The organism is Klenkia marina (assembly GCF_900101025.1).
GTDB lineage: Bacteria > Actinomycetota > Actinomycetes > Mycobacteriales > Geodermatophilaceae > Klenkia > Klenkia marina.
Genome location: NZ_FMUH01000002.1, coordinates 701882 through 725392, shown reverse-complemented (window position 1 = coordinate 725392; position 23511 = coordinate 701882). Strand labels below are relative to the sequence as shown.

25 protein-coding genes are annotated in these 23511 nt (G+C 75.2%); 4 read left to right on the top strand and 21 right to left on the bottom strand.

From position 1 onward, the window contains the following. Positions 1-4 precede the first annotated feature (4 nt). From nuoE to BLP29_RS08685, 7 genes are all read right to left on the bottom strand, one after another. Positions 5-1105 carry an NADH-quinone oxidoreductase subunit NuoE gene (nuoE, locus tag BLP29_RS08715; RefSeq protein WP_092802483.1) on the bottom strand — a complete coding sequence of 367 codons (1101 nt, stop codon included), beginning with the start codon at positions 1103-1105 and terminating at the stop codon, positions 5-7. Next, complete coding sequence (locus BLP29_RS08710) at positions 1102-2421, bottom strand: NADH-quinone oxidoreductase subunit D (RefSeq protein ID WP_092802480.1); 1320 nt, start codon at positions 2419-2421, stop codon at positions 1102-1104. The genes nuoE and BLP29_RS08710 overlap by 4 nt, the downstream gene beginning before the upstream one ends. After that, complete coding sequence (locus tag BLP29_RS08705; protein ID WP_092802477.1) at positions 2418-3089, bottom strand: NADH-quinone oxidoreductase subunit C; 672 nt, start codon at positions 3087-3089, stop codon at positions 2418-2420. Before BLP29_RS08705 ends, BLP29_RS08710 begins: the two co-directional genes overlap by 4 nt. Continuing rightward, positions 3086-3754 carry a NuoB/complex I 20 kDa subunit family protein gene (locus BLP29_RS08700; protein WP_092802474.1) on the bottom strand — a complete coding sequence of 223 codons (669 nt, stop codon included), beginning with the start codon at positions 3752-3754 and terminating at the stop codon, positions 3086-3088. The genes BLP29_RS08705 and BLP29_RS08700 overlap by 4 nt, the downstream gene beginning before the upstream one ends. A 1-nt stretch (position 3755) precedes the next feature. Continuing rightward, positions 3756-4118: an NADH-quinone oxidoreductase subunit A gene (locus BLP29_RS08695; protein WP_092802471.1), complete on the bottom strand. Its 363-nt coding sequence runs from the start codon at positions 4116-4118 to the stop codon at positions 3756-3758. A gap of 331 nt (positions 4119-4449) precedes the next feature. After that, the gene (locus BLP29_RS08690) at positions 4450-5694 is read right to left on the bottom strand and encodes a geranylgeranyl reductase family protein (protein WP_092802468.1); all 1245 of its coding nucleotides are present in this window, start codon (positions 5692-5694) and stop codon (positions 4450-4452) included. A 184-nt stretch (positions 5695-5878) separates the two neighbouring features. Continuing rightward, on the bottom strand, positions 5879-6595 hold the full coding sequence (locus BLP29_RS08685) for a demethylmenaquinone methyltransferase (RefSeq protein ID WP_092802465.1): 717 nt from the start codon (positions 6593-6595) through the stop codon (positions 5879-5881). 39 nt (positions 6596-6634) lie between these two features. Here BLP29_RS08685 and BLP29_RS08680 point away from each other — a divergent pair, with 39 nt between their 5' ends. Beyond that, entirely contained in the window at positions 6635-7891 is a 1257-nt protein-coding gene (locus BLP29_RS08680; RefSeq protein WP_092802462.1) for an isochorismate synthase, read from the top strand. A 112-nt stretch (positions 7892-8003) separates the two neighbouring features. Here the strand turns inward: BLP29_RS08680 and menD are convergent, their stop codons facing one another. Together menD and BLP29_RS08670 are read right to left on the bottom strand one after the other, a co-directional pair. Next, the gene (gene menD, locus BLP29_RS08675) at positions 8004-9770 is read right to left on the bottom strand and encodes a 2-succinyl-5-enolpyruvyl-6-hydroxy-3-cyclohexene-1-carboxylic-acid synthase (protein ID WP_092802458.1); all 1767 of its coding nucleotides are present in this window, start codon (positions 9768-9770) and stop codon (positions 8004-8006) included. Beyond that, positions 9767-10687: an o-succinylbenzoate synthase gene (locus BLP29_RS08670; RefSeq protein ID WP_092802455.1), complete on the bottom strand. Its 921-nt coding sequence runs from the start codon at positions 10685-10687 to the stop codon at positions 9767-9769. Before BLP29_RS08670 ends, menD begins: the two co-directional genes overlap by 4 nt. Before the next feature lie 27 nt (positions 10688-10714). On the opposite strand from BLP29_RS08670, the gene BLP29_RS08665 reads away from it, so the two are divergent. Together BLP29_RS08665 and BLP29_RS08660 are read left to right on the top strand one after the other, a co-directional pair. Continuing rightward, positions 10715-11911, top strand: a complete 1197-nt coding sequence (locus tag BLP29_RS08665; protein ID WP_092802452.1) for an AMP-binding enzyme — start codon at positions 10715-10717, stop codon at positions 11909-11911. Further along, positions 11911-12780: a 1,4-dihydroxy-2-naphthoate polyprenyltransferase gene (locus BLP29_RS08660; RefSeq protein WP_092802449.1), complete on the top strand. Its 870-nt coding sequence runs from the start codon at positions 11911-11913 to the stop codon at positions 12778-12780. Before BLP29_RS08665 ends, BLP29_RS08660 begins: the two co-directional genes overlap by 1 nt. On the opposite strand, the gene BLP29_RS08655 is transcribed toward BLP29_RS08660, so the two are convergent. Both BLP29_RS08655 and BLP29_RS08650 read right to left on the bottom strand, forming a co-directional pair. Then, on the bottom strand, positions 12773-13099 hold the full coding sequence (locus BLP29_RS08655) for a DUF4229 domain-containing protein (RefSeq protein ID WP_092802445.1): 327 nt from the start codon (positions 13097-13099) through the stop codon (positions 12773-12775). The two genes, BLP29_RS08660 and BLP29_RS08655, sit on opposite strands and share 8 nt — an antisense overlap. After that, positions 13083-13592: an Lrp/AsnC family transcriptional regulator gene (locus BLP29_RS08650; RefSeq protein ID WP_243469802.1), complete on the bottom strand. Its 510-nt coding sequence runs from the start codon at positions 13590-13592 to the stop codon at positions 13083-13085. The genes BLP29_RS08655 and BLP29_RS08650 overlap by 17 nt, the downstream gene beginning before the upstream one ends. Positions 13593-13664: 72 nt before the next feature. Here BLP29_RS08650 and BLP29_RS08645 point away from each other — a divergent pair, with 72 nt between their 5' ends. Further along, on the top strand, positions 13665-13895 hold the full coding sequence (locus BLP29_RS08645) for a hypothetical protein (RefSeq protein ID WP_092802442.1): 231 nt from the start codon (positions 13665-13667) through the stop codon (positions 13893-13895). Between the two features lie 49 nt (positions 13896-13944). On the opposite strand, the gene BLP29_RS08640 is transcribed toward BLP29_RS08645, so the two are convergent. The 10 genes from BLP29_RS08640 to BLP29_RS08595 all read right to left on the bottom strand — a co-directional run bounded on the left by BLP29_RS08640 (position 13945) and on the right by BLP29_RS08595 (position 23438). Next, positions 13945-14286 carry a hypothetical protein gene (locus BLP29_RS08640; RefSeq protein WP_092802439.1) on the bottom strand — a complete coding sequence of 114 codons (342 nt, stop codon included), beginning with the start codon at positions 14284-14286 and terminating at the stop codon, positions 13945-13947. A gap of 114 nt (positions 14287-14400) precedes the next feature. After that, a complete protein-coding gene (gene ccsB, locus BLP29_RS08635; protein WP_092802436.1) occupies positions 14401-15360 on the bottom strand; it encodes a c-type cytochrome biogenesis protein CcsB in 960 nt (319 codons plus the stop codon). Beyond that, positions 15357-16889, bottom strand: coding sequence for a cytochrome c biogenesis protein ResB (gene resB / locus BLP29_RS08630; protein WP_243469801.1), 1533 nt, complete (start codon positions 16887-16889; stop codon positions 15357-15359). The genes ccsB and resB overlap by 4 nt, the downstream gene beginning before the upstream one ends. Positions 16890-17035: 146 nt before the next feature. Further along, positions 17036-17866, bottom strand: coding sequence for a cytochrome c biogenesis CcdA family protein (locus tag BLP29_RS08625; protein ID WP_092802433.1), 831 nt, complete (start codon positions 17864-17866; stop codon positions 17036-17038). A gap of 3 nt (positions 17867-17869) precedes the next feature. Continuing rightward, entirely contained in the window at positions 17870-18439 is a 570-nt protein-coding gene (locus BLP29_RS08620; protein WP_092802430.1) for a TlpA family protein disulfide reductase, read from the bottom strand. Next, on the bottom strand, positions 18436-19077 hold the full coding sequence (locus BLP29_RS08615; RefSeq protein WP_243469800.1) for a histidine phosphatase family protein: 642 nt from the start codon (positions 19075-19077) through the stop codon (positions 18436-18438). Before BLP29_RS08615 ends, BLP29_RS08620 begins: the two co-directional genes overlap by 4 nt. After that, the gene (gene hemL, locus BLP29_RS08610; protein WP_092802427.1) at positions 19074-20429 is read right to left on the bottom strand and encodes a glutamate-1-semialdehyde 2,1-aminomutase; all 1356 of its coding nucleotides are present in this window, start codon (positions 20427-20429) and stop codon (positions 19074-19076) included. Before hemL ends, BLP29_RS08615 begins: the two co-directional genes overlap by 4 nt. Then, positions 20426-20911, bottom strand: coding sequence for a hypothetical protein (locus BLP29_RS08605; RefSeq protein ID WP_243469799.1), 486 nt, complete (start codon positions 20909-20911; stop codon positions 20426-20428). The genes hemL and BLP29_RS08605 overlap by 4 nt, the downstream gene beginning before the upstream one ends. Next, positions 20908-21897 carry a porphobilinogen synthase gene (gene hemB / locus BLP29_RS08600; protein ID WP_092802424.1) on the bottom strand — a complete coding sequence of 330 codons (990 nt, stop codon included), beginning with the start codon at positions 21895-21897 and terminating at the stop codon, positions 20908-20910. The genes BLP29_RS08605 and hemB overlap by 4 nt, the downstream gene beginning before the upstream one ends. Further along, a complete protein-coding gene (locus BLP29_RS08595; protein ID WP_092802422.1) occupies positions 21894-23438 on the bottom strand; it encodes a bifunctional uroporphyrinogen-III C-methyltransferase/uroporphyrinogen-III synthase in 1545 nt (514 codons plus the stop codon). Before BLP29_RS08595 ends, hemB begins: the two co-directional genes overlap by 4 nt. Between the last annotated feature and the right edge of the window lie 73 nt (positions 23439-23511).

The following is a 23511-nucleotide window of genomic DNA, read 5'->3' as shown; positions in this document are numbered from 1 at the left end:
GGCGTCAGACCTCTCGCGGGACCGACGTGCCGGACCCGGACTGGGCCTGGCCGTCGACGTCGGGTGCTGGGGCGTCGCGGTCGGCGGCCTCGCGGCCGGCCGGCTCGGGGCGGTCGGGGTGGTTCTGCTGCGCGCCGGAGCGCTCGGCCGGGTTGTCGGCCGCGGCCACCTGGGCGTCGGCGGCCTCGGCACCGGGCGTCTGCCCGTCGTCCCCGTCGGGCCGGACGGCGTCGCGCGGCGCACCGGCGCCGTCCGACCCGCCCGGGGAAGGGAGCCCTTCCGTACCGGACCGGGGCCCTGCGTGCTGGGAGGGCTCCCCTGCCTCGGTGGGACGGGCATCGGCGGACCCGGCGGCCGACCCGGGCATCGGCGGGGCGGCCTCGCCGCGCTCGGCCGCCAGCCGGACCCCGCGCAGGGTGGGGACGCCGGCGCTGGGCCCGTCGACGGCGGCGCGGGCGGCGGCGTCGTCGGCGTGCTGGCTGAAGCCGGCCAGCTGTCGGGACACGCCCCGGAAGTCGGTGAGCGGCGCCCCGCGGGTGGGGTCGGGCCTCTCGCCGCGGCGCAGCGCGGCGACCAGCTCGAGGGCGGCGCCGACGTCCTGCTGGTCGTAGAACTCGTAGTCCACGGTGACGACCGGTGCGTAGTCGCAGGCGGCCAGGCACTCGGCGTGCTCGAGGGTGATCGAGCCGTCGGCGGTGGTCTCGTCGTGGTGCACCCCGAGCTCGTCGGCCACCGCGTCGTAGATCCTCTGGCCGCCGAGCACCGCGCAGAGCGTGTTGGTGCAGACGCTCACCAGGTGCCGGCCGGTGGGGCGGCGCTTGAACATCGTGTAGAACGTCGCGACCGCGCCGACCTCGGCCTTGGTCAGGCCCAGCTCCTGCGCGCACAGCGCGACGCCCTCGGGGCTCACGTAGCCCTGCACGGACTGCACCAGGTGCAGCATCGGCAGCAGCGCCGAGCGCGGCACCGGGTAGCGGGCCATGATCTCGCGGCACTCGAGCCGGGTCTGCTCGGTCAGCGGGGGCAGGTCCTCGTGCACCTCGACGGCGCTGGAGTCCAGGCCCGTGACCGCCGTCCCCTCCGCGGATCCCGGGAGCGCGCTCATCGGTCCACACCCCCCATGACCGGGTCGATGGAGGCGATGGCCGCGATGACGTCGGCGATCATGCCGCCCTCGCTCATCGCCGCGGTCGCCTGCAGGTTGACGAAGCTGGGGTCGCGCACGTGCACCCGGAAGGGCCGGGTGCCGCCGTCGCTGACCACGTGGAAGCCGAGCTCGCCGCGGGGGCTCTCGATGGCCTGGTAGACCTGCCCGGCCGGCACCCGGAACCCCTCGGTGACCAGCTTGAAGTGGTGGATCAGGGCCTCCATCGACTGGCCCATGATGTGCTTGACGTGGTCGAGGGAGTTGCCCATGCCGTCGGCGCCGAGCGACAGCTGCGCGGGCCAGGCGATCTTCTTGTCCTCCACCATGACCGGGCCCGGGCGCAACCGGTCCAGCGCCTGCTCGATGATCTTCATCGACTCGTTCACCTCGGCCATGCGCACCAGGTAGCGGCCCCAGGCGTCGGCCGTGTCGGCGGTGGGCACCTCGAAGTCGTAGGTCTCGTAGCCGCAGTACGGCTCGACCTTGCGCAGGTCCCAGGGCAGGCCCGCGCTGCGCAGGATCGGCCCGGTGACGCCGAGGGCCACGCAGCCGGTGACGTCGAGGTAGCCGACGTCGCGCAGCCGGCGCTGCCAGATGGGCTGGCCGGTGAGCAGCCGGTGGAAGCCGGCCACCCGCTCGGGCATGATCGTCAGCCACTCGCGGATCTTGGCCTCGATGCCCTCGGGGAGGTCCTGGGCCAGCCCGCCCGGGCGCACGTAGGCGTGGTTCATGCGCAGCCCGGTGATCTCCTCCAGCAGGTCCAGCACGAGCTCGCGCTCGCGGAACCCGTTGGTCATGCCGGTGAGCGCGCCCATCTCCATGCCGAAGGTGGCCAGGCCGACCAGGTGGCTGGCGATGCGGTTGAGCTCCATGACCAGCACCCGGATGGTGGTGGCGCGCTCGGGCACCTCGATGCCCAGCAGCTTCTCCACGGCCAGGCAGTAGGCGGTCTCGTTGAACAACGGCGCCAGGTAGTCCATGCGGGTCACGAAGGTCGTGCCCTGGGTCCAGGTGCGGTACTCGACGTTCTTCTCGATGCCGGTGTGCAGGTAGCCGATGACCACGCGGGCCTTGGTGACCGTCTCGCCCTCGAGGTCGAGCACCAGCCGGAGCACGCCGTGGGTCGAGGGGTGCTGCGGGCCCATGTTGACGACCAGCCGCTCCTCGGCGAGCGGGTCCGAGCCGAAGGTCAGGTCCCAGTCGCCGCCGGTGACGGTGTAGACGCGGCCCTCGGTGGTCTCGCGCGAGCCGGCGTACGGGTCGGTGGTGGTCACCGGTAGGACCGCCTCTCGTCCGGGGGCGGGATGGTCGCGTCGTGGTACTCCACGGGGACCCCGCCGAGCGGGTAGTCCTTGCGCTGGGGGTGGCCGTCCCAGTCGTCGGGCATGAGGATCCGGGTGAGCGCGGGGTGGCCGTCGAAGACGACGCCGAACATGTCGAAGCACTCGCGCTCGTGCCAGTCCGACGTCGGGTAGACCCGGGTGGCGCTGGGCACGTGCGGGTCGGCGGCGGTGACCGCGACCTCGAGCCGGATGCGCCGGCGGTAGGTCATCGACGTCAGGTGGAGGACCACGTGCAGCCGCTCGCCGGTCGGTCCTCCCGAGTCGTGGTAGTCGACCCCGCTGACGCTGCTGCACAGCTCGAAGCGCAGCGCGTCGTCGTCGCGCAGGGCCTGCAGCAGCACGAGCAGGTGCTCCCGGTGCACGAACCAGGTGATCTCGCCGCGGTCGACGAGCACCCGCCGGACGGCGGCGTCGTAGACGTCGTGGCCCACCGCGTCGGCGAGGGCGTCGGCGACCTCGTCGAACCAGCCGCCGTAGGGCCGGTCGGTCGAGTGCAGCGCGACGGCCCCACCCGGCTCGACACGCACCAGGCCGCCGAAGCCGGAGGTGTCACCGCTGCCGGTGACGCCGAAGGCGCCGGTGCGGAACGGGCCGGTCACGGCCGCTCCCCCGGCAGCAGGACGGCGTTGCCCCCGCGCTGCTCGATGGCGAACTGACCGGTGCGGCCCGCCGCGGCGGCCTCCTCGTAGGCCTTGCGGGCGCTCTTGTCGGCCCGGACGGTCGACGGCATCTCGACGTGGAGGTCCTTCGCGGTGCCGTTCGCCCGCGCCGCGGCCAGGGCTGCGGCGCGCTTCTCGCCCAGGGGCTCGTGCTGGATCTTGTGGTGCAGCTTGAGGATCGCGTCCATGAGCATCTCCGGCCGCGGCGGGCAGCCGGGCAGGTACATGTCCACCGGCACGATGTGGTCGACGCCCTGCACGATCGCGTAGTTGTTGAACATGCCGCCCGAGCTCGAGCAGACGCCCATCGCGAGCACCCAGCGGGGCTCGGGCATCTGGTCGTAGATCTGGCGCAGGACCGGGGCCATCTTCTGGCTCACCCGCCCGGCCACGATCATCAGGTCGGCCTGGCGCGGCGAGGCCCGGAAGACCTCCATGCCGAACCGGGCGAGGTCGTAGCGGCCGGCGCCCGAGGCCATCATCTCGATCGCGCAGCAGGCCAGGCCGAACGTCGCCGGCCACAGCGAGGACTTGCGGGTCCAGTTCACCAGCTTCTCGACGCTGGTCAGCAGCACCCCGCTGGGGAGCTTCTCCTCGAGACCCATGTCAGTCCCACTCCAATCCGCCGCGGCGCCAGACGTAGGCGTAGGCGATGAAGACGGTGGCGATGAAGACGACCATCTCGACCAGGCCGAAGAGCCCGAGCTGGTCGTTGGCGACCGCCCAGGGGTAGAGGAAGACGATCTCGATGTCGAAGACGATGAACAACATCGCGGTCAGGTAGTACTTGATCGGGAAGCGCCCGCCCGACAGCGGCTGGTCCACCGGCTCGATGCCGCACTCGTACGCCTCGAGCTTGGCCGAGTTGTACCGGCGCGGGCCGATGAACGGGGCCGCGGTGACCGAGAAGAGCGCGAACCCCGCCGCCAGGACGAACAGCCCGACGAGGGGTGCGTAGGTCGCGAGCATCAGCGCCTCCCCCGGTTCCCGATCTGCTTGTGAATTGGTTCACAAAGCGACACGGTCCGACCCTATGCCCGAGATCACACTCCGCGGAAGCCACCCCCCGTCGGCGCGCCGCAACTCAGGGCGCCCTTACCGGCATCCGCCCAATTCAGGGCCACCCACGCCCCGTCTCCCTCAACCGCGCGCCCAGCCGCTCATCGTGCGGGCAGCCGGTCACCGCACGCACCGACCGGATGTCCACCAGGCGACCGGATGCCGATCGAGTGACCGGATGCCGACCAGGTGACCGGATGCGCACCGGTGACCGGGTGGGGCGCGGTCCGCAGGCGCGACGTCAGCGGGACGGCGTGAGGCGGTGCAGGACGTCGAGGACTCGGTCGACGGCGTCGCCGTCCCGGCCGTCGGAGAGATTGCCCATCAGCCGCAGCGCGATCGACACCGCCGCCGGGCGCTTGAGGCCGTGCGCGGTCGCGAAGCGGACCAGCTCGGGCCGGGCCAGGCCCTTGAGGAACAGCCCACCCAGGCGGTGGTGGGCTCCGAACTCGCGCCGCAGGGTCTCGGGGTAGCGGCGCAGCACCGCCTCGCGGGCCGGCCCCTCGGGTGCGGCCAGCGCGGCGAGCACCGCGGCGGCCCCGGTGCGGCCGGTCTCCATGGCGTAGCTGATGCCCTCGCCGTTGAACGGGTTGACGGTGCCCGCGGAGTCACCGACCAGCAGCAGGCCGCGGGTGTAGGCCGGGCGGCGCGACAGCGAGGTGGGCAGACCGGCGCCGCGCAGCGGGGTGCCGGGTGCGTCCGGGTCGATGCCCCACGAGGGCGGCAGCGAGTCGATCCAGCGCCGGTAGACGGTGCGGGTGTCGTCGTCCCCGGCACAGCGGGTGTCCAGCAGCCCGAACCCGACGTTGGCGGTGCCGTCGCCCATCGGGAAGAACCAGCCGTAGCCGGGCATCGACTCGGCGTCGGGGCCGCGGTCGGTGAGGTCGAAGGAGATGTCGAGGTACGGGTCGTGGGTGCGCGGCGTCGGCAGGTACTGCCGGACGGCGACCCCCAGCGGGACGTCGGTGCGCCGGTTGAGGCCCAGCGCCTTGGCCAGCCGCCCGCTCAGCCCCTCGGCGGAGACGACCAGCGTGGACCGGAACTCCTCGCCGTCGGTGGCGCGCACCCCGCAGACCCGGCCGGCGTCGTCCAGGATCGGCTCGGCGACGGTGACCCCGAACCGCACCTGCGCGCCGGCGGCGACGGCGTGCCGGGCGAGCTGGGCGTCGAGGTCGGCGCGGGTGCGGATCAGCCCGCCGGAGGGCCAGCGGGCCAGCCGGGGCCAGTCGACCTCGGCGACCTGGCCGCCGCCGTGCACCCGCAGGCCGCGGTGGCGCACCCAGCCGTCGTCGGTGGTGTCGATGCCCATCGCGGCCAGCGCGGCCACCCCACGCGGGGTCAGACCGTCGCCGCAGACCTTCTCCCGGGGGAAGTGCGCCTTCTCCAGCACCAGGACGTCCAGCCCGGCCGAGGCCAGCCAGAACGCCGCCGAGGAGCCGGCCGGCCCGGCGCCCACCACCACGACGTCGTGCCGCTGCTCCCCCACGGCGGGGAGTCTAGGAAGGGGGCGGGGCGATCGGGTCGGTCGGGTTCGGCACCGGCGAGGGCGGCGCGGGCTCCGAGGGCACCGGGTCCACCGGGGTGGGCGGCGGGTCGACGGGACCGGGGTCGGGCGTGGGCGGGAACGTCATGCCCACCGGTGTGCCCCGGGTCACCCGGCGCCAACCCCGTCAGGCCGGCTTCGTGCCCCGGTGCAGCGCGACGATGCCGCCGGTGAGGTTGCGCCAGGCCACGTCGGCCCAGCCCGCGGCCTGCAGCTTCGCCGCCATCGGGGCCTGCGCGGGCCAGGCCCGGATCGACTCGGCCAGGTAGACGTAGGCCTCGGGGTTGCTGCTCACCCCGCGGGCGACCTGCGGCAGCGCCCGCATCAGGTACTCGAGGTAGACGGTGCGCCACGGCGTCCAGGTGGGGGTGGAGAACTCGCAGACCACCAGCGTGCCGCCGGGCCGGGTGACGCGGGAGAACTCGCGCAGCGCGGCGTCGGTGTCGGCCACGTTGCGCAGCCCGAAGGAGATGACGACGCCGTCGACGCTCGCGTCGGCCAGCGGCAGCGCCATGGCGTCGCCGGCCACCATCGGCACCGGGCGGTGCGCCCCGGCCCGCAGCATGCCCTGGGAGAAGTCGCAGGCGATCGCGGTGACCCCGCCAGTGGCCAGCTCCACCGTGGAGACCCCGGTGCCGGCCGCGACGTCGAGCACCGTCTGCCCCGGGCGCGCACCGAGCGCCTCGCGGGTGGCCCGCCGCCAGCCGGCGTCCAGGCCACCGGAGAGCACGGTGTTGGTGACGTCGTACTTCCCGGCCACCCGGTCGAACATCGCGGCGACCTCGGCGGGCCGCTTCTCCAGCGTCGCGCGGTAGCCGGTGTGTGTCCGATCTCCTGAGCTCACGCCCGACGACGATACGGCGGGCTGCCTATCGTGGGCGGTGTGACCAGTGCGGCGACCACGACCCGGCGGGTGGTCACGACCCCCCTGGGACGGCGCCGCAGCGACCTGCTCACGAAGCTGCCCGCCGACGGCGCGCTCGCGTGGGTGCGCGACGGCGAGGGGCTGGTCGGCTGGGGCGAGGTCGACCGGCTCGAGGTGAGCGGTCCCGGTGCCCTCGAGCGGGCCGCCGAGTGGTGGGCGCAGCGGTGCGCCGCCGCGGACGTCGTCGACCCGGTGGGGCTGCCCGGCTCGGGCCCGGTGCTGTTCGGCTCGGTGGCCTTCGACCCCGAGCGCGGCACGTCGGTGTTCGTCGTCCCCGCCGTGGTGCTCGGCCGGCGCGACGGGCAGACCTGGGTGACCGTCACCGGCGAGGACCACCCCGAGATCACCGAGGAGTTCCCGGCCCAGGCCGCCGACGCCTCGGTCGGCAGGCTCACCTACGCCGACGGCGCCCTCGACCCGGTCGCGTGGTGCGGCCGGGTCACCGAGGCCGTGCGCCGGATCTCCGCCGGCGAGCTCGGCAAGGTGGTGCTGGCCCGCGACGTCCTCGTCACCGCCGACCACCCGCTGGACCCGCGCCGGCTGCTGCTGCGGCTGGCCGCCCGCTTCCCCTCGTGCTGGACCTTCGCGGTCGAGGGGCTGCTCGGCGCCACACCCGAGCTGCTGCTGCGCCGCACCGGCGACCTCGTCGAGTCCCGCGTGCTGGCCGGCACCGCTGCGCGCAGCTCCGACCCCGCCGCCGACACCGCCCTGGGCGCGGGCCTGGCCGGCAGCGCCAAGGACCACGCCGAGCACCGCTACGCCATCGACTCCCTGGCGGCGTCGCTGCGTCCGTTCTGCACCGACCTCGTGGTGCCCTCGCGCCCGGCGGTGCTGACGCTGCCCAACGTGCGGCACCTGTCCACCGACGTCCGCGGGCACCTCTCCCCCGACGCGCCGGGGCTGCTCGAGCTGCTGTCCGCCGTCCACCCGACCGCCGCCGTCGGGGGCACCCCCACCGAGGCCGCGGTCGAGCTCATCCGCGAGATCGAGGGCATGGACCGCGGCCGCTACGCCGGGCCGGTCGGCTGGGTGGACGCCCGCGGCGACGGCGAGTTCGGGCTGGCCCTGCGCTGCGCCCAGCTCACCGGTGAGCGCGGTGGCGCCGAGGCCCGGCTGTTCGCCGGCTGCGGCATCGTCGGCGACTCCGACCCGATGGCCGAGCTCGCCGAGACCCAGGCCAAGCTCGCCGCCGTCCAGGCCGCCCTCCAGGACTAGCCTGCCTCGGCGTGGATCAGCCGGGTGCACCGGAGCGCGTCCTGGCTCACCGACGCCGGTGAGCCAGAACGGCCGTTGCTGAACCCAGCTGATCCACGCCGGCTCCGAGGGCTCAGTCCAGGGCGGCGTGGGCGGCGTCGCGGAGGCGGGCGGCGAGGTCGGCCTCGGCGCGCTGGTCGCCGCGGACGACGACCACCCGCGGCCCGCCCAGGGCCAGTGCCCCGCGCAGTCCGTCGGCGTCGTGCACCGCGGTGGTCGCCCAGCCCAGCGCCCGGGCCACGGCCACCAGGTCGCGCCCGTGCGGGGTGCCGAACACCCGGCGGAAGCCCGCGGCGTGCTCGGCGCGGCCGGGCTCGAGCTGGGCGAAGATGCCGCCGCCGTCGTTGTCGGGCACCACCAGCGTCAGGTCGGGCACCGGCTCGCCGTCGCCGACCAGCAGCCCCTGCAGGTCGTGCAGGAAGGTGAGGTCACCCATCAAGGCGTAGGCCGGGCCGCCGCCGGCGCCCTGGTGGGCCAGCGCGGCGCCGATCGCGGTGGAGACGGTGCCGTCGATGCCGGCCACGCCCCGGTTGGCCAGCACGGTCAGCCCGGCTCGGGGCACGGCGTACCGGTCGACGTCGCGCACCGGGTTCGACGAGCCCAGCACCAGCAGCGCGCCGGCCGGCAGCGCGGCGACGAGGTCGCGGGCCAACCGGGCGGCGGTGAGGCGGGGATCGGCGTCCAGCACGTCGTCGACGGCGGCCCCGGCCCGCTCGGCGGCCGCGGCCCACTCCTGGGCCCAGCCGTCGGGCACCACGTGCCCGGAGATGTCCGTCCCGCCGACGACGGCCCCGGGGTCGGGCAGCACGCCGGCCACGCGCTGGGTGCCCCGGCCGGCGTCGGGCCAGCCCGGGTGCGGGGTGACGGTGTCGACGACGACGTCGGGGTGGGCCAGCAGCGCCGACACCGGACGGCTCAGGGTGGGTCTGCCCACGACGACGACCCGGTCGGGGCGGTGCTCGGCCGCCCAGGTGCCCGCACCCAGCAGCAAGGCGGCCCCCCGGACCGATCCCGCGCCGCCCCAGGTGCCGCTGCTCGGCTCGCCCAGCACGGGCCAGCCACGCTGCTCGGCGATGACCGACGTGCTGCGGCCCAGCGCGACCGGGGCGTCGCCGGCGACGACGAGCGTGCGGCGGGCCCGCACCGGGCCGCGGGTGCTCCCGGCGGGCGGGGTGGCCAGCATCGCGCCGGGCCCGGTGCCGGAGGTGGCCGTGGTCCACGGCGCACCGTCGGGCCGGCCGGCCCAGGTGCCCGACGGCGGGGCGGGCCGCGGGTCGTGCTCCTCGGGCATCAGCGGGTCGCGCAGCGCGAGGTTCAGGTGCACGGGGCCGGGGTCCCCGGACAGCGCACCGGCCGCGACGACGAGGGCCCGGGCGACCGTGGAGCGCCAGTACCTGTTCTGCGCGGCCTCGCGGCCCTCCTCGGGCACCCCCATGTCGGTCGCCCAGCGGGTGGCGCCGCCGTAGAGGCCGACCTGGTCGATGGTCTGGTTGGCGCCGGTGCCGCGCAGCTCGGGCGGGCGGTCGGCGGTGAGCAGCAGCAGCGGGACGCCGGCGTGCGCGGCCTCCAGGGTGGCCGCGTGCAGGTGCGCGGTCGCCGTCCCCGACGTGGTGAGGACGGGCACCGGGCGGCCGGAGGCCTTGGCCAGGCCGAGGGCCAGGAAGGCCCCGGTGCGCTCGTCGATGCGCACGTGCAGCCGCAGGCGGCCCGACAGCTCGGCCTGGTGCAGGGCGAGGGCCACCGGCGCCGAGCGCGACCCGGGGCACACGACCGCGTCGGTGACCCCACCGCGCACGAGTTCGTCGACCAGCACCCGCGCGAAGGCGGTGGAGGGGTTCACAGGGCGCGCACCCGCTCGAGCCGGGCCAGCCAGTGGCGCTCGGTGCCGGGGTCGGCGGCCGGGAGCCGGTCGGGGACGACCGGGCGCACGGGGAGCGCCCCGTCCACCGGCAGCAGCGGTTCGCTGGTCACGTCGTGGTCGAACAGCGCGACGGTGGCCAGGCCGCAGGCGAAGGGCAGCGCGGGCAGCGCGGCGGCCAGCGCCACGCCGGCGGCGATGCCGACCGAGGACTCCAGCGCCGAGGAGACCACGCACGGGAGCCCGTGCGCCTCGGCGACGGCCAGCGCCGCCCGCACGCCGCCCAGCGGCTGCACCTTGAGGACGACGACGTCGCACGCCTCGCGCAGGTCCACCCCCGCCGGGTCCACGGCCCGGCGGACGACCTCGTCGGCGGCCACCCGGACGTCGACCCGCCTGCGCAGCGCGGCGAGCTCCTCGACGGTGGCGCACGGTTGCTCGACGTACTCGAGGTCGTAGCGGTCCAGCACGGCGATGCGCTCGGCGGCCCGGTCGACCGACCAGGCCGCGTTGGCGTCGACCCGCACCGCGCCGCCCGGGCCCAGGGCGTCGCGCACGGCCTCGACCCGGGCCTCGTCGTCGGCGTCGGTCTGGCCGGGCTCGGCGACCTTCACCTTGGCGGTGCGGCAGCCCGAGGCGGTCACGATCGCGTGCGCCCGCTCGGGGCCCACGGCCGGCACGGTGCAGTTGACCGGCACCGAGGTGCGCACGGGCGCGGGCCAGCCCACCGTGGCGGCCTCCACGGCCGCGGCCCACCAGCGGGTGACCTCGGCGTCGGCGTAGTCCCAGAACGGGGAGAACTCGCCCCACCCGGCCGGACCCCGCACCAGCACCCCGTCGCGCACGTCGATGCCGCGGAACCGGGTGCGCAACGGCGTCGACCACACCCGCACGTCCATCACGGGTCGAGCCTAGGCTGGGTCCTCGTGGCCCGGCAGCTCTCCCTCGTGCCCGCGCCGCCCCCCGGCCCCGCGGTGCTCACCGACGTGTGGCCGCACGTGCGCGCCGCCCTCGACGGCGACGCCCCGCTGGCCGTCGTCCCCGCCGACCCGGGTCCGGCCGCCCGCGCCGCGGCGGTGCTGCGCCCCGAGGTCCCGCTGGAGGACGGCGCCGACCTCGTCGTGCTGACCTCCGGCTCGACCGGCGACGGCCGCGGTGTGCTGCTGACCGCCGCCGCGCTGCGGGCCTCGGCCACCGCCACGCTGGCCCGGCTGGGCGGGCCCGGTGGCTGGGTCCTCGCCCTGCCGGTGAGCGCGATCGCCGGGCTGCAGGTGCTCGTCCGCTCGGCGCTGGCCGGCCGGCCCCCGGCGGTGCTCGGCCCCGGCGACCGGCTGGCCGACGCCCTGGTGCGCACGCCCGGCGAGCGCCGGTACACCGCCCTGGTGCCCACCCAGCTGCGCCGCTTCCTGGCCGCCGAGCCCGAGGCGCTGCGCGGGTTCGACGCGGTGCTGGTCGGCGGCGCGGCCACCGACCCCGCGCTGCTGGCGCAGGCCCGCGATGCCGGGGTCGCCGTGGTCACCACCTACGGCATGAGCGAGACCTCCGGCGGCTGCGTCTACGACGGGGCACCCCTGGACGGCGTCGGCGTGCGGGTCACCGCGCAGGGCATCGAGCTGTCCGGCGCGCAGCTGGCCCAGGGCTACCGGCTCGACCCCGCCGCCACCGCCGAGGCGTTCGTGGTCGACGGCGCGGGCACGCGCTGGTTCCGCACCCGCGACGCCGGTGCCTGGCAGATCGGCACCCGGCGCGCGTACTCGCCGCTGGACCCCGCGGTCGCCGAGCAGGCCCGCCTGGTCGTCGAGGGTCGCCTGGACGACGTGGTGGTCACCGGGGGCGTCAACGTCGCCCCGCCGGCCGTGGAGGCCGCGCTGCGCGAGCACCCGGACGTCGCCGACGCCGTGGTGCTGGGTCGCCCGGACGCCGAGTGGGGCGCCCGCGTGGTGGCCGCCGTCGTCCCCTCCCCCGGCGCCGTGCCCGACCTCGCCGTCCTGCGTGCCTGGGTGTCCGAGCGCCTCGGCCCACCGGCCGCCCCCAAGGAGCTGCACGTGCTCGACGCCGTCCCGGTGCTGCACACCGGCAAGCCCGACCGCCGCGCGGTCACCCGACTGATCGAAGGAACCTGATGGCCACCCCCGCCCAATGGCTGGCCGGCGCCCGCCCGCGCACGCTGCCCGCCGCCGTCGCCCCCGTGCTGGTCGGCACCGGCGTCGCCGTCGCGCTCGACGGCTTCCGGCTGGTGCCCGCGCTGCTGGCCCTCGTGGTGGCCCTCGCGCTGCAGGTGGGCGTGAACTACGCCAACGACCACTCCGACGGCAAGCGCGGCACCGACGCCGACCGGGTCGGACCGATGCGGCTGGTCGGGTCGGGCGCGGCGACGGCGCAGGCCGTCCTGGTGGCCGCGCTGCTGTCCTTCGCCGTCGCCGGCGTGGCCGGGCTGGCGCTGGCCGCGCTGTCGTCGTGGTGGCTGGTGGCGGTCGGCGCGGTGAGCATCGCGGCGGCTTGGACCTACACCGGCGGGCCGATCCCCTACGGCTACCGCGCGCTGGGCGAGGTGTTCGTCTTCGTGTTCTTCGGCCTGGTGGCCGTGGTGGGCACGACCTTCGGGCAGACCCGCACGGTCGAGGGCCTGGCGTTCGCCGCGTCGGTACCGGTCGGGCTGCTGATCACCGCGATCCTGGTGGTGAACAACCTGCGCGACGTGCACGGCGACGCCGCCGTCGGCAAGCGCACCCTCGCGGTGCTGCTCGGCGAGCGGGCGACGCGGTGGTTCTTCACCGGTCTGCTCGTCGCCTCGTTCGTGGTCGTCGCGCTGGTGGGCACCGCACGCCCCTGGGCGCTGCTCGGGCTGCTGGCCGCGCCGCTCGCCGTCCCCCCGGCGCGCACCGTGCTCTCCGGCGCCACCGGCCCGGCGCTGATCGCCGCACTCGGCGGCACCGGCAAGGTCACGCTCGCCACCGGCGTGGTGTTCGCGCTGGGGCTCGCCCTCAGCTGACCGGGTCGTCGGTGCCCTTCAGCCGGGCCCGCAGGTCCTCCTTGGCCGCCTTGCGGGTGACCGAGCGGGCGGCCATGGCCTCGGTGAGCCGCTCGCGCAGCGGCTTGAGCAGCACGAACGACAGCGGCATGGACAGCAGCAGGCCGAACAGCAGGCCCGGGAAGCTGCCCAGGCCGAGCACCCACAGCAGCGCGACGAGCGCGGCCGCCAGGGCGATGCGGCCCAGCGTGTAGAGGGCCAGCAGCGGCCAGACCGACGGGGCCTGCGCCGGCCCCCCGGTCGGGCCCACGGGCCGGTTGGGCTCACTCGGTGCGGCCATGGCGGCCCTCCCACTTGGTCGACAGGACGACGGTCGTCCGGGTGCGCGAGACACCCCTGACCCGGTTCAACGCGTTGATGGTGTCCTCGAGTGCCGGGATGTCGGTCACGCGCACCTTGAGCACGTAGCCCTCGGTGCCGGCGGTGCGCCAGCAGTCCTGCACCTGGGGCAGCGCCGACATCGCCTCGAGCATGCCGACGTCGTCGACCTCGTCGCTGTCGATGATGCCGACCAGGGCGGTGACCCCCAGGCCCACGGCCGAGGGGTCGACGACGGCGGTGTAGCCGGTGATGACCCCGGCGGTCTCGAGCTTGCCCACCCGCTCGTGCACGGCCGGGGCCGACAGCCCCACCTGCCGCGCGAGCTCGGCGTAGCTGGCCCGGCCGTTGGCCTGCAGCAGCGCGAGCAGCTGCTCGTCGACGGCGTCGATGTCGTCCTCCGTGGTCTGGGGCAGGGCGTGCGGGCGGGGTTGGGGGCCCTCCGGGCGGGGCACCACCGAGTATCGCCGCAGCGCCTACATTGGGGTCTCGGCGGGTCGGGCACGTCTGCGGGGAAAGGTGGACCGGTGGTCTTCTTGGTCATGCTGGTGATCGCCGTCGCGGTGGTCGTGCTGGTGATGCGCGCCGCGGCCGTGCAGGGCGGCGGCAACGGGGGCGGCAACGGCGGTCTGCGCCGGCCGCGTCCCCCGCGGGGCCCGAAGCCCCCGCCGCGGATCATCGCCCCCGACGACGACCCCGACTTCCTGCGCGAGCTCGACCGCCGCACCCGTCGCGACGACGGCACCGCCTCGGCCTGAGGAAGGCCCTCGAGCCGCTCCGTGCGGCCCGGGACCCCGCACGGGGCCGCTAGGCGGCGCTGGTGGAGCTGCCCCCGCCGAACAGCCGTCGCCAGCCGCTGCGCCGGGCCGGTTCCGCGGGGCGGGCCTGGTCGGCCTCGGCCGCCGCGTCGAGGGCGGCCAGCAGCGACCCGTCGTCGTCGGGGTGGCGCTGCTCGTCGGCCGCGTGCGGGGTGGCGTGCGGCACCGCCTCGGCCGTCGCCGCCGGGTCGGGCCAGCCGATGCCCTCGCCGCGGCGCGGCTCCTGCGGCCAGCCGACCGGCGAACCGTTCTCGACGCGCCCCCGCTGCTGCAGGGCCGTGGCCACGATGGGGTGCACGACGGCGCCGTCGGCTGCGCTGTGCTTACCCACGGTGCTGCCCCCTGCGCTCGCTCATGTCAGCAGGATCGCACGTCACGCCGCCGCGGGCAGCTCTGGACCGGACGGATTCCCCCGGAAGGGGATCACGCAGAGTGAGCCAGGGGCTCAGCTGACCCCGCCGTAGGAGTGCAGACCGGTCGAGACCATGTTCACGTAGAGCAGGTTGAAGATCATCACGCCGAGGCCCATGACGTTGACCCAGGCCGAGGGCCGGCCCCGCCAGCCGGCGGTGGTGCGGGCGTGCAGGTAGGCCGCGTAGACCACCCAGGCGATGAAGGCCCAGGTCTCCTTGGGGTCCCAACCCCAGAACCGGCCCCAGGCGCTCTCGGCCCAGATGGCCCCGGCGATGACCGCGAAGGTCCAGATCGGGAAGCCGAACACGACCGTGCGGTGGGCGGTGCGGTCGAGCGCGGCGGCCGAGGGCAGCCGGTGCACGATGCGCGAGAGCGGTACCTCGCCGGCGGCGACCTTGGCCTCGTAGCGGCTGCGCACCAGGTACATGACGCTGGCGATGCCGGAGACGAAGAAGATGCCGAACCCGAGGATCGCGGTGGTCACGTGGATGGCCAGCCACGCCGACCGCAGGGCGGCCACGAGCGGACCGGCCTGGGCGTAGAGGAACAGCCCGATGCCGACCATGGAGAGCACGACCGGGGCGAGCACGAAGATGCCGATGTGCCGCAGCGACGGGGTGCGCAGGGCCAGCACCAGGTAGACGACGACGGCGACCAGCACCACGGCCGTGCCGAACTCGTACATGTTGCCCCAGGGCAGGCGGCCGGTGGCCGAGCCGCGGGTGATGAGCACCCCGGCGTGCACCAGGGCGCCGACGATGGTCAGCCCCATCGCGACCAGGCCCCAGCGCCGGGCCCGGGCGGGCTCGTCGTCCTGGGCGGGGACGGCCCGCTCGGCGGTGCCGCCGCCGGCGGCCACCAGCTCGCGGGCCGGGGCGACCTTGCGGCCGAAGGCCAGCTCGGCGCAGAACGCGACGACGGCCAGGGAGTACAACCCGACCGCCACCGAGAAGAGCGTGTCCGAGGTCGCGGCGAGCGATTCGTTGATCACGAGCTGGGGTTCTCCTCGGTGCGGGCGCGGCGGGCCAGAGCGGCCGCGACGTCGTCGGTGAGTGCGGTGAAGCGGGGTGCGGTGTCGGCGCTGCCGCGGGTGAGCGCACCCATGCGCAGGACGGTACCCGCGCCGTCGGGGCCGGCGGCGACGCGGGCGAAGACCCGTTCGCGGCGCAGCAGCAGCATGCCGAGCAGCCCGACCAGGATGGCGATGGCCGAGACCAGCACCCACACCTGGCCCGGGTCGTGCGAGACCTGCATGGCGGCGAACTGCTTGAGCCCGGAGAACGTGATCACCGTGCCGTCCTCGAGGGTGGTGGACTCCCCCAGCGACAGGTTGGCCTGCCCCACGCGGTCGAGCGTGCCGCGGTCGATCTGGGTCTGGTCGATCGTGTACACGTTCTGCGGCAGGCCCGAGTCCAGCCCCAGGTACCCCTCGTAGACGAACAGCGCGACCTGCGGGTCCAGCGGCCGGGGGTCGATCGAGGTCAGCACGCCCTGCTGCACCGAGCCGGTCGGGGCGAAGAAGCCCTCCAGCGCCAACTGCTCGTCGCTGCCCGGGACGTCGGGCAGCTTGAGCGCGCCCTGGCTGGACATCGTCGCGGTGTCCGAGGGCAGGAACGGCGCGGAGATGTCGGTGAAGGAGTCACCGTTGGGGAAGGTCACGCTGAACACCGGCGAGAAGCCGTGCCCGGTGACGTACACGCGGTCGCCGTCGAACCGCAGCGGGCTGTTGACGCCGATGGTGGTGTTGCGGCTGGCCGACCCGGCCAGGCCGTAGGCGATGTCGGCGGTGAACGAGGCCGCGGTGAGGTTCTCCTCGTACTCGGCCTTGAAGTCCTCGAGCGTGACGCACAGCGGGCTCATGCCGGCGGGGTCGACGAACGCGCCCTTGCTGCTGTTGTCGTACTGCTGGAACGTGTTGCAGAAGCGGTCGCCCTCGGTGACCAGGATGCTGCCCTCGTAGCCCCAGAGCTTGCCGCCGGCCAGGCCGAGCAGCAGGGCCAGCAGCGCCAGGTGGAAGACGACGTTGCCGGTCTCCTTCAGGAAGCCCTTCTCGGCCGACAGCTCGGGGCCGTGCGCGCCGTCGCGGCGCACCACGCGGAACCGGCGCACCCGCAGCTCCTCCTCCACGACGTCGAGGGCCGTGGTGGGCCCCAGCGTCGTGGGGACGTCGCCGTTGTCGGGCAGCCGGTGGAGGTGCCGCGGCGCCGGCGGGGGCGCGGCGAACACGGCGCGGCCGTGCTCGAGCGCACGGGGGACGACGCAGCCGATGAGGGAGATGAACAGCAGCAGGTAGATCGCGGCGAACCAGGGCGAGCTGAACACGTCGAACAGGAAGAGCTTGTCCAGCACCGGGGCGAGGTCGGGGTGGTCGGCGAAGTAGGTGGTCACCCGGCTCTGCGACAGCGACCGCTGCGGCAGCAACGAGCCCGGGATGGCCGCGACGGCGAGCAGGAACAGCAGGATGAGCGCCGTCCGCATGGCCGTGAGCGACCGCCACCAGCGCAGCAGCGTGGAGGACACCTTCTCGACGGTCGACGCCCTGCGAGGCGACGGACGAGGCGCGGGGCCGGAGGCTCCCGCCGACTCCGTCGGGTTCAGATCGTCGCCGGTCGGGGACGGCTCCTGGCCGCGGTTGGAGGCCGGAGGCCGACCATCGGACACAGTCGTCACAGGAAGAACTCCCCGAATCCGCTGGCCGCGATCCAGGACCGGAACCAGATCATGCCCTCGGCCCAGAGGCCGGTGAGCAGCAGCAGGCCGACGACCACCAGCACGGCGCCGCCGAAGCGGCTGACCGCGGCGGCGTGCCGGCGCAGGAAGCTCGTCGCCCCGACCGCCCACCGGGCGCCGAGGGCGACGAGCACGAACGGGATGCCCAGGCCCAGGCAGTAGGCGACGCCCAGCAGGGCGCCCCGCCCGGCGGTGGCCGAGGAGAACGACAGGGTCTGGACGGCGGTGAGCGTGGGGCCCAGGCACGGCGTCCAGCCCAGCCCGAACACCACGCCCAGCAGCGGGGCGCCGGCCAGCCCGGTGGCCGGGCGGAGCGAGAGCTTCCTGGTGCGCTGCAGGAAGGGCAGCCAGCCCAGGAAGCCCAGACCGACCAGCACGGTGACCCCGCCCATGACCCGGGTGATCTCGTCGTTGTAGACCAGCAGCCAGCGGCCGAGCCCGCCGAACGCGGCCCCGAAGGCCACGAAGACCGCGGTGAAGCCGAGCACGAACAGCACGGCACCGGTGACCATGCGCCCCCGCGGGGGCCGCTCGTCGGTGCGGACCGCCGTGGCGACCGTGCCCCCGTCCCCTTCGCCCCCACTCGGCTGCGGCGCCGCGGCGGTGCGTGCGCCGGTGCCGACCAGGCCGGTGACGTAGGACAGGTAGCCCGGCACGAGGGGGAGCACGCAGGGCGAGGCGAAGCTGATCAGCCCGACCAGCGCGGCGACGGCGGCGGCGACCAGGAAGGGGCCGTCGAGCACCAGCTGCTGGAAGGTCTCCCCCACCGCTCAGCCCTCCTCGAGGAGGCGGTCGAGGGTGGAGCGCAGGTCGGCCTGCGTGACGGTGGCGGTGAAGACGGCCGCCACCCGGCCGTCGCGGTCGAGCACGATCGTCGAGGGGATGGCCGTGGCCGGGTAGTCGCGGAAGGCCAGGGCCACCTCGCCGGCGGGGTCGAAGAGGGAGGGGAAGGTGACCCCCTTGTTGTCCACGAACGCCTGGGCCAGCTGCTGCTGGTCCTTGACGTTCAGGCCGAGGAACTGCACCCCCTGGTCGGCGACCTCCTCGTAGACCTCCTGGAACTCGGGCGTCTCCACCCGGCAGGGCGGGCACCACGAACCCCAGAAGTTGAGCACCGCGACGTCGCCGGACAGCTCGTCGGAGCTCCAGTCGCCGCCGTCGAGCAGGGTGCCGCTGAACTCCGGTGCCGAGGCGCGCTCGTCGACGGCGATGACCTCACCGGCCGGGGTGCCGGCGACGAACCGGAACTCACCGCCGTTGTTGACGTCGACCTGGTCGGCGCCGGTCGAGCAGCCGGCCAGGGCCAGGGCGGCGACGGCCGCGGCGAGCAGCTTCCTCATGCCCCGCCCACCGTGCCCTTCCCGGCCGGACCCGCGGGCTCGGCGTAGTCGACGCGCACCAGGTCGTCGCCGGCCCAGGTCAACGAGGTGACGCTGGCCAGCCCGCACTGCCGCTTGCGGGGGTCGTGCACGTAGCTGCGGCCCTCGACGGTCAGCCGCAGCACCCAGATGGGCAGCTGGTGGCTGACGCAGACGGCGGCCGACCCGCGGGCGGCGTCGCGGGCGGTGTGCACCGCGCCGAGCATGCGTGCGGCGATCTCCTTGTACGGCTCGCCCCACGAGGGCGTGAACGGGTTGCGCAGCCGCCACCAGTTGGCCGGGTGCTTGAGCGCGCCGTCGCCGACGCCGAAGGTCTGGCCCTCGAACTGGTTGCCCGCCTCGATGAGCCGGTCGTCGGTGGCGATCGGCAGGTCGAGCGCCTCGGCGATGGGGGCGGCGGTCTCCTGGGCCCGCTGCAGCGGCGAGGCCACGAGGTGGGTGATCGGCCGGTGCTGGTCGAACCACTCGGCGGCGGTGCGGGCCATGCCGTGCCCGGCCTCGGAGAGGTGGAACCCGGGCAACCGGCCGTAGAGCACACCGGTCGGGTTGAACACCTCACCGTGCCGCATGACGTGGACGGTGGTGAGCTCGCCGGTCACGGCTGCAGCGCCTGGGCGTCGTGGGAGACCGCGGGGGCGGTGCCGGGAGCGGCGGCCGCGGCGGCCCGGGCGGCGGCGGGCAGCGCGTCGAGCACGTGCTGCACGGCCTCGTCGTCCATCGCGGCGTTGACGAACCACGACTCGAACGCCGACGGCGGCAGGTACACGCCGTCGGCCAGCATCGAGTGGAAGAAGGCGGTGTGCCGGGCGGTCTCCTGGGTGCGGGCGTCGTCGTAGTCGCGCACCGCGCGGCCGTCGGGCACGAAGAAGACGGAGAACATCGACCCGGCGGTCTGCAGCCGGTGCGCGACCCCCGCCTCGGTGAGGGCCTCGGTGAGGGCGCCGGAGATCGTGGCGGCGACGGCGTCGCAGCGGGCGTAGACCTCGTCGGTGCAGTGCCGCAGCGTGGTGAGCCCGGCGGCGACCGCGACGGGGTTCCCGGCCAGCGTGCCGGCCTGGTAGACCGGCCCGAGCGGGGCCAGCTGCTGCATGAGCTCGCGACGTCCGCCGAACGCCGCAGCCGGTAGGCCACCGCCCATGACCTTGCCGAAGGTGACGAGGTCGGCGTCGTAGTGCTCGTGCCCGCGCCAGCCTGCGCGGCTGACCCGGAAGCCGGTCATGACCTCGTCGACCAGCAGCAGCGCACCGTGCGCGGCGGTGATGCGGCGCAGCTCGGCGTTGAACCCCTCGAGCGGCGGGACGACGCCCATGTTGCCGGCGGCGGCCTCGGTGGCCACGACCGCGATCTCGCTGCCGCGCTCGGCGAACACGGCCTCGACGGCGGCGACGTCGTTGTACGGCAGCACGATCGTGTCGGCGGCCGCGCCGGTGGTGACGCCGGGGGTGTCGGGCAGGCCCAGCGTGGCCACCCCGGAGCCGGCCGCGGCCAGCAGGGCGTCGACGTGGCCGTGGTAGCAGCCGGCGAACTTGACGACGACGGAGCGCCCGGTGGCGCCGCGGGCCAGCCGGATCGCCGACAGCACCGCCTCGGTGCCGGAGTTGACCAGCCGCACCTGCTCGACGCCGGCCCGCTCGACGATCTCGGCGGCCAGCTCGACCTCACCGGCGGTGGGGGTGCCGAAGGAGAAGCCCCGGGACGCCGCCTCGGTGACCGCGGCGACCACGGCGGGGTGGGCGTGCCCCAGGATCATCGGGCCCCAGGAGCTGACCAGGTCGACGTAGCGGCGACCGTCGACGTCGGTGATCCAGGGTCCAGCACCCGAGGCCATGAACCGCGGGGTGCCGCCGACCGCGCGGAAGGCGCGCACCGGCGAGTTCACCCCGCCGGGGGTCACGGCGGCGGCGCGCTCGAACAGGTCGGCCGAGGCGGGGGCGTCGTACGGGTAGCTCACGGTCCCACTGTCCCAGGCTGCTCGTCCGGACCGGCGGCCCCCGTCAGAGCTGTGCGCAGGGCCACCCTCAGCTGTGCGGGCCGCCGGGTGGGCACGAGCACCGTCGTCCCGTCGGTGCGGCGCAGCGGCAGGCCCACGCGGCCCTTGGGCACGTCGGCCCCGCCGCCGAGCACGGGGGCCCCGACGTCCGCGCCGACCTCGCCGTCCAGCGACGTCGGGTCGACCTCGGCCAGCGGCAGCCGCTCGCGGCCCACGGTCAGGCCGGCGTCCGGCCCGCGGTCGGTCACGGTGACCGTCCACACGCGGTTGGCCGAGACCGTGCCGGCGGCCACGATGCCGAGCACGGCGACGACCGCGACCACCCACACGAGCAGGGGCACGTCCTGCCCGGGCAGGACGACGTCGAGCACGGCCAGGACGACGAACGCCCCGACCATCGTCCAGAGCGTGCGCCAGGACCCGCCGGGCTCGGTGTAGGTCACCGCAACCAGCCGGCGGCCTCGACCGCCCAGTACGTGAGGACCGTGCCGGCGCCGGCGCGGCGGATGGAGGTCAGGGTCTCGAGGATCGCCCGGCGGCGGTCGACCATGCCGCGCTCGGCGGCGGCCTCGACCATCGCGTACTCACCGCTCACCTGGTAGGCGCTCACCGGGACGTCGACGGCGTCGGCGACCTGGCGCACGATGTCCAGGTAGGGCAGCGCGGGCTTCACCATGACGGCGTCGGCACCCTCGGCGAGGTCCTGGGCCACCTCGCGCAGCGCCTCGGCGGCGTTGGGCGGGTCCATCTGGTAGGTCGAGCGGTCGCCGAACTGCGGGGCACCCTCGGCGGCCTCGCGGAACGGGCCGTAGAAGCCCGAGGCGTACTTGGCGGCGTAGGCCAGGATCGGCACCTCGGTGAAGGCCGCCGAGTCCAGCCCGGCCCGGATGGCGGCGACCTGGCCGTCCATCATCCCGCTGGGGGCGACCAGGTGGGCCCCGGCCTGGGCCTGCGCGATCGCGACCGCGGCGTACCGGTCGAGCGTGGGGTCGTTGTCCACGACGCCCGCGGGCGTCACGACGCCGCAGTGGCCGTGGTCGGTGTACTCGCACAGGCACAGGTCGGCCATGAGCACGAGCTCGTCGCCCAGGTCGGCCCGCAGCTGCTGCAGCGCCACGTTCACGATGCCGTCGGCGGCGTCGGCCTGCGAGCCCACGGCGTCCTTCTCGGCCGGGATGCCGAACAGCATGAGCCCGCCGATGCCGGCCTCGGCCGCCTCCTGGGCCGCCGTGCGCAGCGAGTCCATCGAGTGCTGGACGACGCCGGGCATCGAGGTGATCGGCACCGGCTCGGTGATGTCCTGCTTGACGAACACGGGCAGGACGAAGTCGGCGGGGGCCAGCCGGGTCTGCGCGGTCAGCCGGCGCATCGCCGGTGTCGAGCGCAGCCGCCGTCCCCGCGCGAAGCCCGGGCTGGCCCCGCCCGTCATTCGGCGGACCCGGCCTCGGCCTCGGCGCGGCGGGCCTCGGCGAAGGCCGCGAGCGCGTCGACCAGCGGGCCCACCGCAGCGGTCTCGGGCTGGACGTCGACCCGCAGGCCGAACTCGGTGGCGCTGGCCGCGGTGGCCGGGCCGATCACCGAGACGACGGTGCGGGCGTGCGGCTTGCCCGCGATCCCGACCAGGTTGCGCACGGTCGAGGACGACGTGAAGCACACGGCGTCGAAGCCGCCGCCCTTGATGGCCTCGCGCACGGCGGCGGCCGGCGGGGCGGCCCGCACGGTGCGGTAGGCGGTGACGTCGTCGACCTCCCAGCCGCGGTCCTTCAGGCCCGCGGTCAGGGTCTCGGTGGCGATGTCGGCGCGCGGCAGCAGCACCCGGTCGATCGGGTCGAAGACGTCGTCGAAGGGCGGGAAGTCCACCAGCAGGCCCTCGGAGGACTGCTCGCCCGTGGGCACCAGCTCCGGGACGATGCCGAACTCGCGCACGGCCTCGGCGGTCTGCTCGCCCACGCAGGCGACCTTGACCCCGGCGAAGGCACGGGCGTCCAGGCCCAGCTCGACGAACTTCTCGCGCACGGCGCGGACGGCGTTGGTCGAGGTGAAGACGATCCAGCCGTAACGGCCGGTGACCAGGCCCTTGACGGCGCGGTCCATCTGGGCGGCGCTGCGCGGGGGCTCGACGGCGATGGTGGGCACCTCGACCGGCACGGCCCCGTAGGCGCGCAGCCGCTCGCTCATGTCGCCGGCCTGCTCCTTGGTGCGGGGCACCAGCACGCGCCAGCCGAACAGCGGGCGGGACTCCCACCAGCCGAGCTTGGCGCGCTTGTCCACGACCGAGCCGACGGTGGCCACGACCGGACCGGAGAAGGTCTCGGTGCCGGCGTCCTTCTCGGCGACGGCGCCGAGCTTGGCGACGACGCTGCGCTGCGCGGTGCTCGAGCCGTCGGCGGTGACCACCACGGGGGTGCTCGCCGACAGCCCGCCGTCGACCAGGCCCGCGGCGACCAGCGGGAGCTGGTCGGCCATGACCTGCAGCACCAGCGGGCTGCCGGTGCCCGTGCTGGCCGCGGCGAGGGCCGCGAGGTCGGTGGGGTCCTCACCGCGCAGGTCGGCCTGCACCGAGCCCGCGCCGACGGCCACGCCGGCGAAGGCGGGGACGGCGCTGCCCACGGCGACACCGGGCACCACGTCGAAGGGCACGCTGGTGCGGGTCACGGCCAGCACCTCCTTGACCACGGCGTCGGTGGTGAAGGGGTCGCCGGCGACCAGCCGGACGACGACCGAGCCGGTCTTGGCGGCGGTGACCGCGGTCTTGGCGACCTCGGCCGGCTCGCCGGTGACGACGGTCAGCTCGAGGTCGGGGTGCGCCTCGCGCACGGCGTCGGCCAGCGGGGCCGGCACCTCGGCGTCGGCCAGCACCAGGTCGGCGGCGGCGAGCGCCTCGGCGGCGCGGGTGGTCAGCATCCCGGGGTCACCGGGGCCGCCGCCGACGAAGACGACTCGGCCGGACTGCTTGCGTGAGCGCGTCATCGCGTGCTCTCCATCTCCGACCCCGGGGTGGGGTCGCTTGCGGTCGAACAGGGGGACTGTGGGGGTGCTGCGG